This is a genomic window from Paraburkholderia hayleyella (assembly GCF_009455685.1).
In the GTDB taxonomy this organism is placed as follows: domain Bacteria; phylum Pseudomonadota; class Gammaproteobacteria; order Burkholderiales; family Burkholderiaceae; genus Paraburkholderia; species Paraburkholderia hayleyella.
This window is the reverse complement of the sequence record NZ_QPES01000001.1, coordinates 2,535,402-2,552,321: the sequence shown is the minus strand read 5'-3', so window position 1 is coordinate 2,552,321 and position 16,920 is coordinate 2,535,402. Positions and strand designations below refer to the sequence as shown.

Sequence of the window (16,920 nt, the reverse complement as noted above, 5' to 3'; positions counted from 1 at the left end):
TCCGCTAAAAGCACGACGTTACGTACAAGAGTTCATCGCTTAATGGCAAAAAACCGTTTCAACCATTCGTGGCTCCACGATCATATCAACGATCCCTACGTAAAACTGGCGCAACGCGAGGGCTATCGTGCCCGAGCGGCTTACAAACTCAAGGAAATCGACGAGCAGGACAAACTGGTTCGGCCTGGCCAGCTCATCGTCGATCTCGGTGCGACGCCAGGCAGCTGGAGCCAGTACGTCCGCAACAAACTGGCCGCGAGCACACGGCGCGGCGCTGAACGCGAAGGCGGAATTGATGGCACGATTATTGCCCTTGATTTGCTGCCGATGGAACCGATTGCGGATGTGCATTTTATTCAGGGCGATTTCCGTGAGGATAGCGTGCTGGCACAGCTTGAAGAAATCGTCGGCGAACGTCAGGTTGATCTTGTAATTTCAGACATGGCGCCCAATCTGTCAGGCGTTGCGCTCGCGGATGCGGCCCGGATTGAGCATGTTTGCGATCTTGCGCTGGAATTTTCACAAAATCATTTAAAGCCTGACGGAGCATTGCTGGTCAAATGTTTTCATGGCAGCGGCTATAGCCAGATCGTTGAAAAATTCAAGCAACAGTTTCGCACCGTGGCCGCGCGCAAACCCAAGGCATCGCGCGATAAATCGGCAGAAACGTTTATTTTGGGCAAACATTTGAAGCATCCCCGCTAAACCACTGTTAAACGGGAATAAAGCGGGAATTAAAGCTGGAATATACGCCGTCCTGCATGACTTGCCGCACCAGAAAACACGCGTGATCCTGGTTTGCCAGGCTATTTGCGCGTTAGTGAATGGTTATGGCAGGGGTCTGCAGACTGGATTAGAATGCCTGAGGGTTCGCCGCAAGGAAAATGTAGGCGCCCGTTCTATGAGTGAAGGAGTGGTGCTTTGAACAACAATATGTTTTCGAAGGCGGCAGTGTGGCTGGTTATCGCACTGGTGCTGTTTACTGTGTTCAGGCAGTTCGACAAGCCGCGAGTCCAGGAAAGTGTCTCGTATTCCCAGTTCATGGACGACGCCAAAAATGGCAAGGTCAAGGACGTCGTGGTCCAGGGCCGCAATCTGACCGTGACGCCGGCAGACGGGCAAAAATATCAGATCGTGTCGCCGGGCGATATCTGGATGGTGGGCGACCTGCTGAAATATAACGTCCAGGTGAGCGGCAAGGCAGACGAAGAACCGAGCATGCTGGTGTCAGCGCTGACTTATCTCGGCCCGACTCTTCTGATCATCGTGTTCTGGTTTTACATGATGCGGCAGATGCAAGGGGGCGGCAAAGGCGGGGCCTTCTCGTTTGGCAAGTCGCGGGCGCGTTTGCTGGATGAAAACAATAACGCCATCAATTTCACCGATGTCGCCGGCTGCGACGAAGCGAAGGAAGAAGTCTCCGAACTGGTCGATTTCCTGCGCGATCCGCAAAAATTCCAGAAGCTCGGTGGCCGCATCCCGCGTGGTGTGCTGCTGGTTGGCCCGCCCGGAACCGGCAAGACCTTGCTGGCCCGAGCCATTGCCGGTGAGGCAAAAGTACCGTTCTTCAGCATTTCCGGTTCGGATTTCGTTGAAATGTTCGTTGGCGTGGGCGCCGCCCGCGTGCGTGACATGTTCGAGCAGGCCAAGAAGCATGCGCCCTGCATCGTGTTTATCGACGAAATCGACGCCGTTGGCCGCCATCGTGGCGCGGGCATGGGCGGTGGCAACGACGAACGTGAGCAGACGCTCAACCAGATGCTCGTCGAGATGGATGGTTTCGAAGCCAATTCCGGTGTGATCGTGATTGCGGCCACTAACCGCTCGGACGTGCTCGACAAGGCCTTGCTGCGCCCGGGCCGTTTTGACCGTCAGGTTTATGTGGGCCTGCCCGACATTCGTGGCCGCGAGCACATCATGAAGGTGCATTTGCGCAAGGTGCCCATTTCAAATGACGTGGATGCTGCGGTCATCGCGCGCGGCACACCGGGTTTTTCAGGTGCGGATCTGGCCAATCTCGTCAACGAAGCGGCACTTTTTGCCGCACGGCGGGGCAAGCGGATTGTCGAAATGGTCGATTTCGAAGATGCCAAGGACAAGATTTTCATGGGTCCGGAGCGCAAATCCGCGGTTATTCGTGAAGAGTCCAAGCGTGCAACGGCTTACCATGAGTCGGGCCATGCGGTGATCGCCAAGCTTTTGCCCAAGGCCGATCCCGTGCACAAGGTCACGATTATTCCCCGTGGCCGCGCGCTGGGTGTGACCTGGCAGTTGCCGGAACACGATAACGAGACTTATTCGAAAGATTATCTGCTGGACCGTCTCGCTATCCTGTTTGGCGGGCGAGTGGCTGAAGAGCTGTTTCTTAACCTGATTAGCACGGGCGCATCGGACGATTTCAACAAGGCGACAGCGACGGCACGGGCGATGGTGGCGCGCTTCGGCATGACGGATGCCTTGGGGCCCATGGTTTATGTCGATGACGAAAACGATGCGACGCCGTTTGGCCGCGGGTTCACGCGGACGATCTCCGAAGCGACCCAGCAAAAAGTCGATGCTGAAATCCGCCGGGTGCTCGATGAGCAGTACAACCTTGCCAAACGCCTGCTCGATGAAAACCGCGACAAGGTCGAGGCGATGACTGCAGCGCTGATGGAGTGGGAGACCATCGATGCCGACCAGATCAACGACATCATGGCAGGCCGTCCGCCACGTTCGCCTAAAAATGCGCCGCCGCCTGCCGGTGGTGCGGCGCCCGGTGGCAGTACGGGCACGGAAGTCAAGCCAGGCAATGCGGCTGCACCTGCCTGATCGTTGAGCGGTTCAAGATACGGGCCGGTGTGAATTCACACCGGCCCGTTTTGCATTTTTACAGTCGTTGTCGTTCTGAAGTGGCATCCCGTGTCCAACCCTGATCTGCTTTCCCGTACGTCCCATCCTGTTGCCCGTCCACTGCAATGCGGCCGGTTCACGCTGACATTCGAGCGGCCGTTGGTGATGGGTATTCTGAATGTCACGCCTGACTCGTTTTCGGATGGTGGCAAGTTTGTCACTGAAGCCGATGCGCTGCGTCAGGCGGAGCAGATGTTGCGCGATGGCGTGGACATCATTGACATTGGGGGCGAATCGTCGCGTCCCGGTGCGCCGCCTGTACCGCTCGATGCTGAGTTGGCGCGGGTGATTCCGCTGCTCGAACGGTTGCGCGAGGCGCCTGTGCCGCTGTCGGTCGATACCTGCAAGCCGGAGGTGATGCGCGCCGCGCTGGCCGCTGGAGCCGACATGATCAATGACATCTGGGGGTTTCGCTTGCCTCGCGCGATCGAGGCGGTGCGCGACAGCGCTTGCGGCCTTTGCATCATGCACATGCGCGGTGAGCCGCAAACCATGCAGCGCGATGAACCTCAGGGCGAGCCGTTCTATCAGGATGTCGTAACCGAGGTGCGTGATTTTCTGGAGGCGCGCATCGAGGCGCTGCTTCAAGCCGGTGTAGCGAAGGCGCGTCTTTGCGTCGATCCGGGCTTTGGTTTTGGCAAGAGCGTGATCGAACACAACTATGCCTTGCTGGCCCATTTGCCCGAAACGGCACCGCATGATGTCCAGCCGTTTCCACTTTTGGCCGGCATGTCGCGCAAGTCGATGCTCGGTGCCGTGACGGGCCGTGCGGCCTCGGAGCGGCTCGCGGCCAGCCTCGCTGCCGCCGTTTGTGCAGCGGAGCGTGGCGCGGCCATCGTACGTGTCCATGACGTGGCGCAGACGGTCGATGCACTCAAAGTCTGGAGCGCGATGCGCGCGGCCGCATCGCATATCTAATCCTGCAAGCACAGCAACAAGGGGGAAATTTCAACGATGGGACGTCGCTATTTTGGTACGGATGGGATTCGCGGCAAGGTGGGCGATGCGCCGATCACACCTGATTTCGTGTTGCGTCTTGGCTATGCTGCGGGCAAGGTGCTCGCCGGCGCGGATCATTGGGCGGGCTCGGCGCAACGCCCCACGGTGCTGATCGGCAAGGACACACGGGTTTCGGGTTACATGCTCGAAGCAGCACTGGAGGCCGGGTTTTCGGCTGCAGGCGTGGATGTGATGCTAGCCGGGCCGATGCCGACACCCGGCATCGCCTATCTGACCCGTGCGCTGCGCCTGGCGGCGGGCGTGGTCATTAGCGCCTCGCACAATCCGTATTACGACAACGGCATCAAGTTTTTCTCCGCCGATGGCAACAAGCTACCGGATGAAGTCGAAGCCCAGATCGAGGCCCAGCTCAACGAACCTCTCGCCTGCGCGGCCTCGGAGCAGCTTGGCAAGGCGCGCCGCCTCGACGATGCCGCAGGCCGCTACATCGAGTTTTGCAAAAGCACATTTCCGGCTGCGTTCGATCTGCGTGGCATGACGCTCGTCGTGGATTGCGCGCACGGCGCAGCCTACGACGTCGCACCGCACGTGTTTCATGAACTGGGTGCAGACGTGATTCCCATCGGCGTTGCGCCTAATGGTTTCAATATCAACGATGGTGTGGGTGCCACCGCGCCCGATGCGCTAGTGCGCGCGGTTCGCGCCAATCACGCGGATCTCGGTATCGCGCTCGATGGCGATGCGGACCGGCTGCAAATCGTCGATGCGGCGGGGCGGCTCTATAACGGTGATGAACTGTTATATGTGCTGGTCAAAGACCGGATGAGCACGGATGGCAAAGTGCCCGGTGCGGTCGGCACGCTGATGACCAACATGGCTATCGAAGTGGCGCTGAAACAGGCGGGTGTGCCGTTCGTGCGCGCGGCGGTGGGCGACCGTTATGTGCTTGAGCAATTGCGTGAGCACGGTTGGCAGTTGGGCGCGGAAGGCTCGGGGCATATTTTGTCGCTCGACCGTCATTCGACGGGAGATGGCATTGTCTCGTCGCTGCTGGTGCTCGCGGCGCTCAAGCGCAGTGGCCGGACGCTGGCGCAGTTGCTTGAGGGCGTGGCCCTCTTTCCGCAAGTACTGGTTAACGTCCGGATCAAGCCGGACATGGACTGGAAAGGTAACGCCGCGCTCCAGCAGGCGCTTGGCGCCGCCCAGGAGGCGCTTGCCGGGCACGGCCGGGTGTTGCTGCGCGCCTCGGGCACCGAGCCGCTGTTGCGCGTGATGGTCGAAGCGCCGCAGCGCGCCGATGCGCAATACCACGCCGAAGCCATTGCCGCCGTGGTGCGCAGCGCCAGCGCCTGAGCGTGCGGGGCGGCCGCTTCGGCCCCCCGTGCTGGGTGGCCGGATATGACAGTCCGATGACTGTCATATCCATTTCATCATTCGTCACGGTTTTGTCATAAAACGTCCTTAAGCTGCGTGGTGTTGTGTGATCCGCTCATCCCTTCTGGAGGTTTTATGAAACTGATGTACACCGCGTTCGTGGGTCTTGCTAGCCTGGGCTTCGCGCTGGCCGCGCAGGCTGCCGATATCACCGGTGCGGGCAGCACTTTCGCTGCCCCGATCTACACGAAATGGGCCGATGCCTACCAGAAATCCGGCGGTGGCAAGGTCAACTACCAGGGGATCGGCTCCTCGGGCGGGGTCAAGCAGATCACGGCGAAGACCGTCGATTTCGCCGGTTCGGACGCGCCGCTCAAGGACGATGCGCTCACTAAGGAAGGCCTGTTCCAGTTTCCGACCGTGGTTGGCGGCGTGGTGCCCGTGATCAACGTGCCAGGCGTCAAGCCTGGCGAGCTGACGCTTTCCGGTGAAGTACTCGGCAATATCTATCTGGGCAAGATCACCCAATGGAATGATCCCGCCATCGTCGCGCTTAATCCCAAAGTCAAGCTGCCTGAAAGCGCTATCGCCGTCGTGCGCCGGGCCGATGGGTCGGGCACGAGCTTTATCTGGACCCACTATCTGTCCAAGGTGAATCCCGAATGGAAAGCGAAGGTGGGTGAAGGTTCGACGGTGAACTGGCCGACAGGAACGGGAGGCAAGGGCAACGATGGCGTCGCGGCATTCGTGCAGCGCTTGCCGGGTGCGATTGGCTACGTCGAATGGGCCTATGCGAAGCAAAACCGCTTGGCTTATGTCGGGCTGAAGAACGCCGCAGGCACCCGGGTTGAGCCGAAAACCGAAACGTTCAAAGCCGCAGCGGCCGGGGCCGACTGGTCGAAGTCGTTCTACCAGATCCTGACCAACGAACCCGGCAAGAACGCCTGGCCTATCGTGGGTGCCACTTTCGTGCTGCTGCACACGACCCAGGACAAGGCGGCACAAGGCACCGAGACACTGAAGTTCTTTGACTGGGCGTTTCAGCATGGCGCACAGGCGGCCAGCGATCTCGACTACATCACGCTGCCGGAATCCGTCGTAGCCGAAATTCGCACGCAATGGAAAGCGAAGATCAAGGATGCGGCAGGCAAGGCGCTTGTCGAATAAATGGCTCTCACGTGACGTTCGTCATGTCCGCGCCGGCAGGCCATGTTGGCGCGCGGTTGTTTTCAGCAGTGGGTTCCCATGTCCGATGATCGTTTTGCTGCGCCTTCACCGCGTGCTGTTTCCGGCCCGGCTGGGCCTTCCGTGCAAAAAGCGCCGGGCCGTTTCGGCGATCTGATTTTCGCCGGTCTCGCGCGTGGCTGCGCCATCATCACCTTGCTGCTGCTCGGCGGCATCCTGGTGTCGCTGGTGCATGCCTCGCTGCCGTCACTCAGGCAGTTTGGCTGGCATTTTCTGTGGAATGCCGATTGGGACCCGCCCGCTGAGCAGTTCGGTGCGCTCGTGCCGATCTACGGCACGCTCGTCACGTCGGCGATTGCCCTGGTGATCGCGGTGCCGGTCAGCTTCGGTATCGCGCTTTTTCTCACGGAACTGGCGCCTGCCTGGTTGCGCCGCCCGCTTGGCATCGCCATTGAACTGCTCGCGGCGATTCCATCGATTGTCTATGGCATGTGGGGGCTGCTGGTGTTCGCGCCCATCTTTGCGCTTTGGTTTCAAAAGCCGCTGGGCCAGGTGCTGGGCGGCATGCCTTATGTGGGTGCGCTGTTTCGCGGCGCACCGATTGGCATCGGCATCCTGTGCGCGGGCGTGATTCTGGCCATCATGATCATTCCGTACATCGCCGCGGTCATGCGCGACGTGTTCGAAGTCACGCCCGTGCTGCTGAAAGAGTCGGCGTATGGCGTGGGCTGCACCACCTGGGAAGTGATGTGGAAGATCGTCCTGCCCTTTACGCGCACCGGTGTCATCGGCGGCATCATGCTGGGCCTTGGCCGCGCGCTGGGCGAAACCATGGCGGTGACCTTCGTGATCGGCAATACCAATCTGCTGGACAACGTCTCGCTGTTTTCTCCGGGCAACAGCATTACTTCCGCGCTGGCCAATGAATTCGCCGAAGCCAGCCCTGGCTTGCATACCGCGGCGCTGATGGAGCTGGGCCTGATTCTTTTTGTGATCACCTTCATCGTGCTGGCGGTCTCGAAGCTGTTGCTCTTGCGTCTTGAGCGCAAAGAGGGGGTGAAATGAGCCGTTCCTTGCCGGAGACGCCGGAGACGCCGATGACAGGCATGCCCGCCTCAGGCACGGGAGCCGCGTTTGAAACGATGCGTGTGCGTTTGCAACGCCGCCGCCGCATCACCAATGCCGTGGCGCTGTCGCTGTCGCTGGCGGCGATGGTGTTTGGCCTCGTGTGGCTGATCTGGATTTTGTTCACGACCTTGCGCCTCGGCGTGGGGGGCTTGTCCCTGGCGTTATTCACCGAATCGACGCCGCCGCCCAATACCGATGGCGGTGGGCTGGCCAATGCCATCGTCGGCAGTTTGATGATGGTGGGGCTGGCAACACTCACGGGTACGCCGGTCGGGGTGCTTGCGGGCGTGTTTCTGGCGGAGTATGGCCAGAAAAGCCCGCTGGCCAGCATCACGCGTTTCGTCAACGACATCCTGCTGTCCGCGCCGTCGATCATCGTCGGGCTGTTCGTGTATGCGCTGGTGGTGACCCGGATGGGGCATTTCAGCGGCTGGGCCGGAGTGATCGCGCTGGCGCTGCTGCAGATTCCCATCGTGATCCGCACCACCGAAAACATGCTTAAGCTGGTGCCTCATTCATTGCGCGAAGCCGCATTCGCGCTTGGCACGCCGAAGTGGCGGATGGTGCTGACAATCACGCTCAAGGCATCGCTGGCGGGCATCGTGACCGGCGTGCTGCTGGGCGTGGCGCGGATTGCGGGTGAGACCGCACCGCTGTTATTCACGGCGTTGTCGAACCAGTTCTTCACCTGGGACATGAACCAGCCGGTCGCCAATCTGCCGGTGACCATCTTCAAGTTTGCGCTGAGTCCATTTGCGCAATGGCAGTCGCTCGCGTGGGCCGGGGTGTTCCTGATCACGCTCGGCGTGCTGGGATTGAATATCCTCGCGCGCACGATCTTCTCAAAACGCTAAGGAAACCGACCGATGAACCTGATGACGAGGTCTTCTCTTCACACCTCTTCCCGCAACGCGATGGCCCATGCGTATGAGCGCACCGCCACGCAGGGGCAGCACCTGGCGCACGCCGTGCAGGCGGCAAAGATCGAAGTCAACGATCTGAACTTCTTTTACGGCAAATTTCATGCGCTGAAAAACATCAACCTGCGGATTCCCGAGCACAAGGTCACGGCTTTCATTGGCCCTTCCGGCTGCGGTAAATCCACGCTGCTGCGCACCTTCAACAAAATGTATGCGCTGTATCCCGAGCAGCGTGCCGAAGGCGAGATCCTCATGGATGGCGAAAACCTGCTGACGTCACGGCGCGATATCTCGCTGCTGCGTGCACGCGTGGGCATGGTGTTTCAGAAGCCGACGCCGTTCCCGATGTCGATCTACGACAACATTACCTTCGGCGTGAAAATGTTCGAGAAGCTCTCGCGCTCCGAGATGGACGATCGTGTTGAATGGGCCTTGACCAAGGCGGCGTTGTGGAATGAGGTCAAGGACAAGCTGGGCCAAAGCGGCTACGGGCTCTCGGGCGGCCAGCAGCAGCGGCTGTGCATCGCGCGCGGCATTGCGGTGCGCCCGGAAGTGCTGTTGCTCGATGAGCCGTGTTCCGCGCTGGATCCGATTTCGACGGGCCGCATCGAGGAGCTGATTGCGGAGCTGAAAAGTGACTATACGGTGGTGATCGTCACGCACAACATGCAGCAGGCCGCGCGTTGCTCGGACTACACCGCCTACATGTATCTGGGCGAGCTGATCGAGTTCGGCGACACTGAAAAAATATTTATTAAACCCGCCCATAAAGCAACCGAAGACTACATCACCGGCCGTTTTGGCTGATATTTTTTTGCCTGGGCCACGGAGCGCGACATGTCCGACAAACATCTTTCCAGCCAGTTCGATGCCGACCTGAACCTGGTTTCATCCAAAGTGCTCGAAATGGGCGGGCTCGTTGAGTCGCAGATCATCAATGCGATGTACGCGCTGAATCATTTCGATGCCGAGATGGCCGATCAGGTGAGCGCTGCCGAAGTCCGCCTCAATGCAATGGAAATCGAAATCGACGAAGAATGCAGCAACATCATCGCGCGCCGTCAGCCTGCGGCGCGCGATTTGCGTTTGCTGATAGCGATTTCGAAGACCATCACCAACCTCGAACGCGCTGGCGACGAAGCCGAAAAAATCGCCAAGCGCACCCGGCGCCTGATGGAAGACGGCGCTTCGCGCACGATCAACATCGCGGAAATCAAGCTCTCTGGTGAGCTGGCGGTGTCGATCCTGCGGCGCGCCCTCGATGCCTTTGCCCGGCTCGATACCGTGGCAGCGGCGCAGATCGTGCAGGACGACCGTGCCATCGATGAGGAATTCCGTGCATTCGTGCGCAAGCTGATTTCGTACATGACAGAAGACCCGCGCTCGATTTCGGTTGGGCTCGATTTTCTCTTTATCGCCAAGGCGATTGAGCGCATCGGTGACCACGCTAAAAATATCGCTGAATTCATCATCTATATCGTCAAGGGCACCGACGTGCGGCACCAGCCGCACGACGCGCTTGAACGCGAAGCCCTGGGCTGATGGGCCGCGGCGTTAAACTCAACCAGACCAGATAAAACCAGAGGTGCCAATGCCGGGCAGCATTCTCGTCGTCGAAGACGAACCCGCGATTGCCGAGCTGATAGCGGTCAATCTCCAGCATGCGGGTTATTGCGCGATTCGCGCGTACAACGCGGAGCAGGCCGAGAGCCTGATCCGCGACGTATTGCCCGATCTGGTCCTGCTCGACTGGATGTTGCCGGGGTGCTCAGGCGTGGCTTTCGCCCGCGAGCTGCGTGCGAGCGAGCGCACCAGACATATCCCGATCATCATGCTGACCGCGCGCGGCGATGAGCGCGACAAGGTGCTGGGCCTCGAAACCGGCGCGGACGATTACGTCACCAAGCCGTTCTCGCCCAGGGAACTGATGGCGCGCATCAAGGCGGTGCTGCGCCGCCGTGCGCCGCAGCTTACCGAAGACACCGTGGTGATCAACGGCCTGAGGCTCGATCCCGCCACGCATCGGGTCGCGGCGCACACGGTGCAAGGCGAGCTCCGGCTGGAGCTGGGGCCAACCGAATTTCGTCTGCTGCATTTTTTCATGACGCATCCGGAGCGAGTGCATAGCCGCACGCAATTGCTCGATCAGGTGTGGGGCGACCATGTGTTTGTCGAAGAGCGGACCGTTGACGTGCACATCAAGCGGCTGCGCGCGGCGCTCAAGCCCGCAGCGTGCGACGCGATGATCGAAACCGTGCGCGGTAGCGGCTATCGTCTTGCCATGGGCGTTAGCTGACCGTTTGGCGGGCCATGGGTCATGGGCAGTGGGCGGTTGATGACAGTGGTGTTTTCCCGTGTTTTTCTCAACGCAAGGTCATGAATTCCATCTGGGCGCGCTTCCTTGTTTTCCTCGTGCTGCTGCTTGTGCTGTGTGCCGCTGTGGCGGCCATAGCTGGGCTGCAAGCGGCATTGCTCCTGGCGGTGCTGCTGCTGCTGGCGCACGGCCTGGTGGGGGCGTTTCACCAGCAGCGTCTGTGGCGCCTGCTCGATACCCCGGCGTATGGCGAGATTCCGAGCGCCTCGGGTGCCTGGGGCGAAATTTATTACCGTCTGTACAGGCTCGCCAAGCGCTGGCATGGCCAGATTCGTGATGTCGAACAGCAGCATGCGCGATTTATTCAGGCGATTCAGGCATCGCCTAACGGCGTCGTGATGCTCGACGAGCGTGACCGGATCGAGTGGTGCAATGCGATTTCGCAGGCGCATTTCGGCCTCGATGCGCCGCGCGACTTGCACCAGTACATGACGCATCTGGTCCGTCAGCCTGACTTCGTGCGCTATCTCAACGCGCATCAGTACGCCGGTGCGCTCTTGATGCCGGGCATGGGCGAGGCGCGCCACAACGTGCTGTCGGTGCAGGTAATTCCCTATGGCGAGCGGCGCAAGCTGGTGCTGTCGCATGACATCACTGAGCTCGAGCGCACCGATGCGATGCGGCGCGATTTCGTCGCCAACGTTTCGCATGAACTCAAGACACCGTTGACCGTGCTCACCGGGTTTCTTGAAACGATGCGCGAGTTGCCGCTTAGCGTGGCCGAGCAGCAGCGCTATCTGGCGCTGATGGCGCAGCAGGCTGCGCGTATGCAGCACATCGTGAGCGGCCTGCTGGTGCTGGCGCAGCTCGAAGGCGATAGCCGCTTGCCAGGTGAGCAGGCGCTCGAGATGCACGCGGTGTTGCGCCACCTGCGCGAGGATGCTGAGAATCTCTCCGGTGGGCGGCACCGGATCACGTTCGACTGTGATGAGCGCTTGAGTGTCACGGGTGCCGAAAGCGAGATTCTGAGCGCCCTGGGCAACCTCGTCACGAATGCGATTCGCTACACACCCGAGGGCGGAGCGATTGACGTGAGCTGGTACGAGGTGAAGGGCTGTGCGACGTTCGCCGTGAGCGATAGCGGGCTAGGCATTCCGATGGCTGACATGTCGCGGCTCACCGAGCGTTTTTATCGCGTGGACCGTAGCCGTTCGCGCGATACCGGTGGCACCGGGCTGGGTCTGGCGATCGTCAAGCACGTCTTGCAACGGCATGATGCGCGGCTCGAAATCAAAAGCGAAGAAGGGCGCGGCAGCACGTTCACCGTGCAGTTCCCGGTGGCGCGTACCGTGCGCTGTGAGACACCCGCGGCTTGAAAGCGCTTGAAGGCGCTTGAAGGCGGGTACAACTTCGTCAAGGCGGGCAAAACTTCGCTAGCAGATTCAACTGTGCGTTGCGCGCGATTTTGCCGGTGCGGCGGCGTACGTATTCGCCGTTGCTTTGCATGAGCCAGGCCGTCTGGTTGTCGCTGAGCAGCGCCGACAGGCCTTCGGCAATCACGCGTCGCTTGAGCTGCCGTTCGCATACCGGAAACGCGACTTCAACGCGCCGGAACAGGTTGCGATCCATCCAGTCGGCGCTGGACAAATAAACCTGTTCTTCGCCACCGGCATGGAAGTAAAAGATCCGGTGATGCTCCAGAAAACGCCCGATGATCGAGCGCACCGTGATGTTTTCGGAGAGCCCCGGCACGCCGGGTTGCAACGCGCACACGCCACGCACGATCAGGTCGATTTTCACGCCGGCTTGCGAGGCGGCATAAAGCTCGGCAATGACCGTCGGTTCGAGCAGCGCATTCATCTTGGCGATGACGCGTGCTTTCCTGCCCGAACGCGCATGGTCGGCTTCGGTGCGGATCGCCTCCAGCAGTTTCGGCTGCAACGTGAAGGGCGCTTGCCACAGTTCGCGCAGCGCCAGCTTGCCGCCGATACCGGTGAGTTGCTGGAACACGTTATGCACGTCTTCGCACAAGGCCTGATTGGCGCTCATCAGGCCAAAGTCGGTATACAGGCGCGCGGTGCGGGGATGGTAGTTGCCTGTGCCGAGATGGATGTAGCGTTTCATCGTGGTCTTGCCCGCAACGGATACGCGACGCACGATCAGCATCATTTTCGCGTGGCATTTATGACCCACGACGCCGTAGACCACATGCGCGCCCACGGCTTCGAGCTGGTCCGCCCAGTTGATATTGGTTTCTTCGTCGAAGCGCGCCAGCAGTTCGACCACCACCGTGACTTCCTTGCCGTTACGTGCGGCCAGCATCAGCGCATCCATCAGCGGCGATTCGCTGCCGGTGCGATAGATGGTCTGCTTGATCGCCACGACGCTGGGATCGCGTGCGGCTTGCAACAGTAGCTCCAGCACGGGCTGGAAGCTCTCGTAAGGATGATGCAGCAGGACGTCGCCCTGATCGAGCGCGTCGAACAGGTTGGCGCCGTTTTTCAGCCGCGGCGAGATGGCGGGTGTGTGTGGAATAAATTTCAGATCGGGCCGCTCCACCATCTCGGGCAAGGACATCAGGCGCGCGAGGTTCACTGGGCCCGTGATGTAATAGCAATCGGATTCGGAGAGCGCGCTTTCATGGAGCAGGCGGCGCACCAGATGGGCGGGCGTATCGGCGGCGACTTCCAGACGCACCGCATTGCCCAGGTGGCGCGCGGGCAGCTCGCCTTGCAGCGCGACACGCAAGTTCGTGATTTCGTCTTCATCGACGAAGAGTTCGCTATTGCGTGTGATGCGAAACGGATAGCAGTGACGCACGACCAGATCCGGAAAGAGCGCATTGATAAAACGTTGCAGCAGCGAACTCAGCAAGACGAAACCATAGGAATAGCCCGAGAGCGCTGGCGGCATGCGCACGAGGCGCGGCAGGGCGCGAGGGGCCTGCACGATACCGAGCAGCGCTTGCCGCCCGAAGGCATCCTTGCCCTCGAGCTCGACCACGAAGTTCAGGCTTTTGTTGAGCACGCGCGGAAACGGATGCGCTGGGTCGAGCCCGATGGGCGTCAGCACGGGCAGCAACTCATCGGTGAAGTATTGATGCGCCCATTCGGTTTGCGCCGCGTCCCAAACGGGCGTGCCATGAAAATGGATGCCTTCGCGCTCAAGCGCGGGCAGGATGGTGTCGTTAAGCAAGGCATATTGCCGCTGCACGAGCCGGTGCGTGCGCTGCGCGACCTGATCGTAAACATGCTGTAGCGACATGCCATCCGGCGCCAGGGCCCCCAGGTTGTCGCCCATCTGCTCTAGCAGGCCCGCGATCCGGACTTCAAAGAATTCATCGAGGTTATTGCTGGTGATGCAGATAAACCGCAGGCGCTCGAGCAAGGGCATGGCAGGATCGGCGGCCTGCGCCAGAACCCGCTCGTTGAACCCGAGGATGCCCAGTTCGCGGTTCAGCAGAGGAGGAGAAGGGGGCATGAGGAGCAAGCTGGGAAGGACGGCGGGCAGGGGACGTGACACTCGGCGCAACTCGGGGCGAAACTCGGGGCGCAACTCGGCGAAGCCAGGCATGCCGGATGTCCGGAAACTCTCACAGTATGATGGCGCTTTGATGACAGGCCTAATGCGGTAAATTCTACGCTGTATTCGCGGTGCTTTTTTTTGCGCCGGCAGGTGTTTCCTTGCACCCTTATCTGTCCCGTTGGCCCACCCATTTTCTTGCACCTCACGGAATGTCTGGCCATAGCCTTGTCGAGTGACGCTGCAAGGCTCAAGATGGCCGGGATGTTTTTTTCAACAGCGCGTCCGGAGTTCGCATCGCCATGGCTCAACCTCCGCTTTTGCTGGCCGCCGTCGATCTTGGCTCGAACAGTTTCCGGCTGATTGTGGGCCGGGTCGAGGAAACCGGGGCTGGCAGCCAGATCTATCCTGTCGATGCGCTGCGCGAAACGGTACGCCTCGCGGCCGGGCTCTCAGGCGACAAACTGCTCGATCAGGCTTCCCAGGTGCGCGGCTGGGATGCGCTGAAACGCTTCGGCGAACGCTTGCGCGATTTCCATCCCGAGCATGTGCGGGCGGTGGCGACCAATACGTTGCGCATTGCCAAGAACGCCGCTGATTTTTTACATGAAGCCGAGGCCGCGTTGGGTTTTCCGATCGAAGTCATCGCGGGCCGGGAAGAAGCCCGGCTGATTTATGCCGGTGCCGCGCATTCGGTGCCCGCCAGCCCTGGCAAACGGCTGGTGGTTGATATTGGCGGCGGCTCGACCGAGTTCATCATCGGCGCGCATTACACGCCGCTGCAAATGGAAAGCCTGTATATCGGCTGTGTGAGCCATAGCCGCACGTTTTTTCCGGCGGGCAATGTCGATGCTTATACGATGCGTCAGGCCGAACTGGCGGCCGCGCGTGAAATCCAGATCATCGCCAGCGAGTACAAAAAGACCGGCTGGGATCAGGCGATCGGCTCTTCCGGCACCGCGCGGGCGCTAGCCGAACTGATCGAGGCTAACGGTTTCAATGATTCGGGCGTGACGCATGGCATTTCGCGCGGTGGGCTGGAGCGGCTCAAGCGCGCGCTGCTCAAGGCGGAGAACGTCAACCGGCTGAAACTCGTCGCGCTCAAGGCGGACCGGATTCCGGTGTTGGCGGGGGGGCTGTCGATCATGCTGGCGGTGTTCGATGAACTCGACATTCGCTACGTGGACACGACCGATGGCGCGCTGCGCCTCGGTGTGCTGTATGACCTGCTGGGCCGCTCGCAGCATGAAGACATGCGCACCGTGACGGTGGAGGGCTGCATGCGCCGTTACGGGGCCGATCGCGCCCAGGTGCGGCGCATCAGCGAGCTGGCGCTGCATTTTTACAACCAGTTCACGGAACCCGATGCCGAGCGCCGCGCCGAGAGCCTGATGTTTCTGGGCTGGGCTGCAGCGTTGCACGAAATTGGACTGTCGATATCGCACAGCGCCTATCACAAGCATTCGGCTTATATCACCAGCCATGCCGACATGCCGGGTTTTTCCCGCACGGACCAGGCGCGGCTGGCGGCGCTCGTGCTGGGGCACGTCGGCAAACTGGGCAAGCTGGCGCAGGCGCGTGAGGTCGAATGGCGGCTGCTTTTTTGCTTGCGCCTGGCCGTGCTGCTGTGCCGGCGACGTGCCGACAACGGCTTGCCCGAGATTCAGGTCGCCGAAGCCCATGGCGGCTATGAAGTGCGCATCCCTGGGCGCTGGGTGAAACATAATCCGCTGACCGATTACAGCCTGATTCAGGAAGCCGCCGAATGGGAGAAGGTGCGCATGCCTTACCGCGTGGTGTATGGCGATTAGCACGGGGTGATTCGCTATAATGCGGGCCTTGGCGCTTCAGGCTTGGCCGAAGCGCTTGGCCAAAGGCCTGGCTGAAGTTTCGCTTGCGTACCCGCCAGGCTGTGCCGCAATCCTCCGACTTCCCTTCCGATCAGAGAGCGCTCATGAGTTTCAATCACGTCCCCGCAGGCAAAGACCTTCCCCACGATTTCAACGTCATCATCGAAATTCCCGCGCAAAGCGATCCGGTGAAATACGAAGCGGACAAGGAGCTGGGCTTGCTCGTCGTCGACCGCTTTATCAGCACGGGCATGCGTTATCCCGCGAATTACGGTTTTATTCCGCAAACGCTTTCAGGCGATGGTGATCCGGTGGATGTGCTGGTGCTGACGCCGTTTCCGCTGCTGGCGGGCTCCGTGGTGCGGGCGCGGGCGCTCGGCATGCTGCAGATGACCGACGAAGCCGGCGTTGACGCCAAGCTGATCGCGGTGCCGCATGACAAGGTGTGCCCAATGACGGCCAGCCTGAAGTCAGTCGATGATGTCCCGGCCTATCTGAAAGACCAGATCAAGCATTTCTTCGAGCAATACAAGGCACTCGAAAAAGGCAAGTGGGTGAAGGTCGAAGGCTGGGCGGGCGTCGAAGCCGCGCACAAGGAAATCGCCGACGGCGTGGCCAATTACGGCAAATGAGCCGTCAATGAGCGAGGGCTGGGGCCGCCTGGCTGTCACCGGTATCCCGGACTGCCCGGGTGGCGCGGCCTGAGTTTCTGCTGCTCCGCTGCTCCGCTTCACCGCGAGATAACCGCGCGTGCCTTGTCAGGGCCGCGCGGTTT

General features: G+C 60.6%; 14 protein-coding genes. 13 read left to right on the top strand and 1 reads right to left on the bottom strand.

Going from position 1 to position 16,920, the window contains the following annotated elements; all coding sequences use genetic code 11:
• The first annotated feature begins 42 nt into the window (after positions 1 to 42).
• From GH657_RS11295 to phoR, 11 genes are all read left to right on the top strand, one after another.
• Positions 43 to 705, top strand: coding sequence for an RlmE family RNA methyltransferase (locus tag GH657_RS11295; RefSeq protein ID WP_153100847.1), 663 nt, complete (start codon positions 43 to 45; stop codon positions 703 to 705).
• Positions 706 to 921: 216 nt separating this feature from the next.
• Complete coding sequence (gene ftsH / locus GH657_RS11290; RefSeq protein WP_153100846.1) at positions 922 to 2,811, top strand: ATP-dependent zinc metalloprotease FtsH; 1,890 nt, start codon at positions 922 to 924, stop codon at positions 2,809 to 2,811.
• 90 nt (positions 2,812 to 2,901) lie between these two features.
• The gene (folP, locus tag GH657_RS11285; protein WP_246174060.1) at positions 2,902 to 3,810 is read left to right on the top strand and encodes a dihydropteroate synthase; all 909 of its coding nucleotides are present in this window, start codon (positions 2,902 to 2,904) and stop codon (positions 3,808 to 3,810) included.
• 36 nt (positions 3,811 to 3,846) lie between these two features.
• A complete protein-coding gene (glmM, locus tag GH657_RS11280; protein WP_153100845.1) occupies positions 3,847 to 5,205 on the top strand; it encodes a phosphoglucosamine mutase in 1,359 nt (452 codons plus the stop codon).
• A 156-nt stretch (positions 5,206 to 5,361) separates the two neighbouring features.
• Positions 5,362 to 6,393, top strand: a complete 1,032-nt coding sequence (gene pstS / locus GH657_RS11275) for a phosphate ABC transporter substrate-binding protein PstS (RefSeq protein WP_153100844.1) — start codon at positions 5,362 to 5,364, stop codon at positions 6,391 to 6,393.
• A gap of 78 nt (positions 6,394 to 6,471) precedes the next feature.
• A complete protein-coding gene (gene pstC, locus GH657_RS11270; RefSeq protein WP_153100843.1) occupies positions 6,472 to 7,476 on the top strand; it encodes a phosphate ABC transporter permease PstC in 1,005 nt (334 codons plus the stop codon).
• Between the two features lie 32 nt (positions 7,477 to 7,508).
• Positions 7,509 to 8,393, top strand: a complete 885-nt coding sequence (gene pstA / locus GH657_RS11265) for a phosphate ABC transporter permease PstA (protein ID WP_153101731.1) — start codon at positions 7,509 to 7,511, stop codon at positions 8,391 to 8,393.
• 21 nt (positions 8,394 to 8,414) lie between these two features.
• Entirely contained in the window at positions 8,415 to 9,266 is an 852-nt protein-coding gene (gene pstB / locus GH657_RS11260; protein WP_425495756.1) for a phosphate ABC transporter ATP-binding protein PstB, read from the top strand.
• A 30-nt stretch (positions 9,267 to 9,296) separates the two neighbouring features.
• Complete coding sequence (phoU, locus tag GH657_RS11255; RefSeq protein ID WP_153100842.1) at positions 9,297 to 10,001, top strand: phosphate signaling complex protein PhoU; 705 nt, start codon at positions 9,297 to 9,299, stop codon at positions 9,999 to 10,001.
• A gap of 49 nt (positions 10,002 to 10,050) precedes the next feature.
• The gene (phoB, locus tag GH657_RS11250; RefSeq protein ID WP_153100841.1) at positions 10,051 to 10,755 is read left to right on the top strand and encodes a phosphate regulon transcriptional regulator PhoB; all 705 of its coding nucleotides are present in this window, start codon (positions 10,051 to 10,053) and stop codon (positions 10,753 to 10,755) included.
• Positions 10,756 to 10,835: 80 nt separating this feature from the next.
• Positions 10,836 to 12,149, top strand: a complete 1,314-nt coding sequence (gene phoR, locus GH657_RS11245) for a phosphate regulon sensor histidine kinase PhoR (protein ID WP_153100840.1) — start codon at positions 10,836 to 10,838, stop codon at positions 12,147 to 12,149.
• A 37-nt stretch (positions 12,150 to 12,186) separates the two neighbouring features.
• On the opposite strand, the gene ppk1 is transcribed toward phoR, so the two are convergent.
• Positions 12,187 to 14,253, bottom strand: a complete 2,067-nt coding sequence (ppk1, locus tag GH657_RS11240) for a polyphosphate kinase 1 (RefSeq protein WP_153101729.1) — start codon at positions 14,251 to 14,253, stop codon at positions 12,187 to 12,189.
• Positions 14,254 to 14,597: 344 nt separating this feature from the next.
• Between ppk1 and ppx the strand changes: the two genes are divergently transcribed.
• A complete protein-coding gene (gene ppx / locus GH657_RS11235) occupies positions 14,598 to 16,106 on the top strand; it encodes an exopolyphosphatase (protein WP_153100839.1) in 1,509 nt (502 codons plus the stop codon).
• Between the two features lie 143 nt (positions 16,107 to 16,249).
• Complete coding sequence (ppa, locus tag GH657_RS11230; RefSeq protein ID WP_153100838.1) at positions 16,250 to 16,777, top strand: inorganic diphosphatase; 528 nt, start codon at positions 16,250 to 16,252, stop codon at positions 16,775 to 16,777.
• Positions 16,778 to 16,920 lie beyond the last annotated feature (143 nt).

Bases quoted from the DNA above. Each gene is read 5' to 3' on its own strand.
- GH657_RS11295 (WP_153100847.1), top strand. From the start codon at position 43: ATGGCAAAAAACCGTTTCAACCATTCGTGGCTCCACGATCATATCAAC.
- glmM (WP_153100845.1), top strand. From the start codon at position 3,847: ATGGGACGTCGCTATTTTGGTACGGATGGGATTCGCGGCAAGGTGGGC.
- pstS (WP_153100844.1), top strand. From the start codon at position 5,362: ATGAAACTGATGTACACCGCGTTCGTGGGTCTTGCTAGCCTGGGCTTC.
- pstC (WP_153100843.1), top strand. From the start codon at position 6,472: ATGTCCGATGATCGTTTTGCTGCGCCTTCACCGCGTGCTGTTTCCGGC.
- pstA (WP_153101731.1), top strand. From the start codon at position 7,509: ATGACAGGCATGCCCGCCTCAGGCACGGGAGCCGCGTTTGAAACGATG.
- pstB (WP_425495756.1), top strand. From the start codon at position 8,415: ATGACGAGGTCTTCTCTTCACACCTCTTCCCGCAACGCGATGGCCCAT.
- phoU (WP_153100842.1), top strand. From the start codon at position 9,297: ATGTCCGACAAACATCTTTCCAGCCAGTTCGATGCCGACCTGAACCTG.
- phoB (WP_153100841.1), top strand. From the start codon at position 10,051: ATGCCGGGCAGCATTCTCGTCGTCGAAGACGAACCCGCGATTGCCGAG.
- phoR (WP_153100840.1), top strand. From the start codon at position 10,836: ATGAATTCCATCTGGGCGCGCTTCCTTGTTTTCCTCGTGCTGCTGCTT.
- ppk1 (WP_153101729.1), bottom strand. From the start codon at position 14,253: ATGCCCCCTTCTCCTCCTCTGCTGAACCGCGAACTGGGCATCCTCGGG.
- ppx (WP_153100839.1), top strand. From the start codon at position 14,598: ATGGCTCAACCTCCGCTTTTGCTGGCCGCCGTCGATCTTGGCTCGAAC.
- ppa (WP_153100838.1), top strand. From the start codon at position 16,250: ATGAGTTTCAATCACGTCCCCGCAGGCAAAGACCTTCCCCACGATTTC.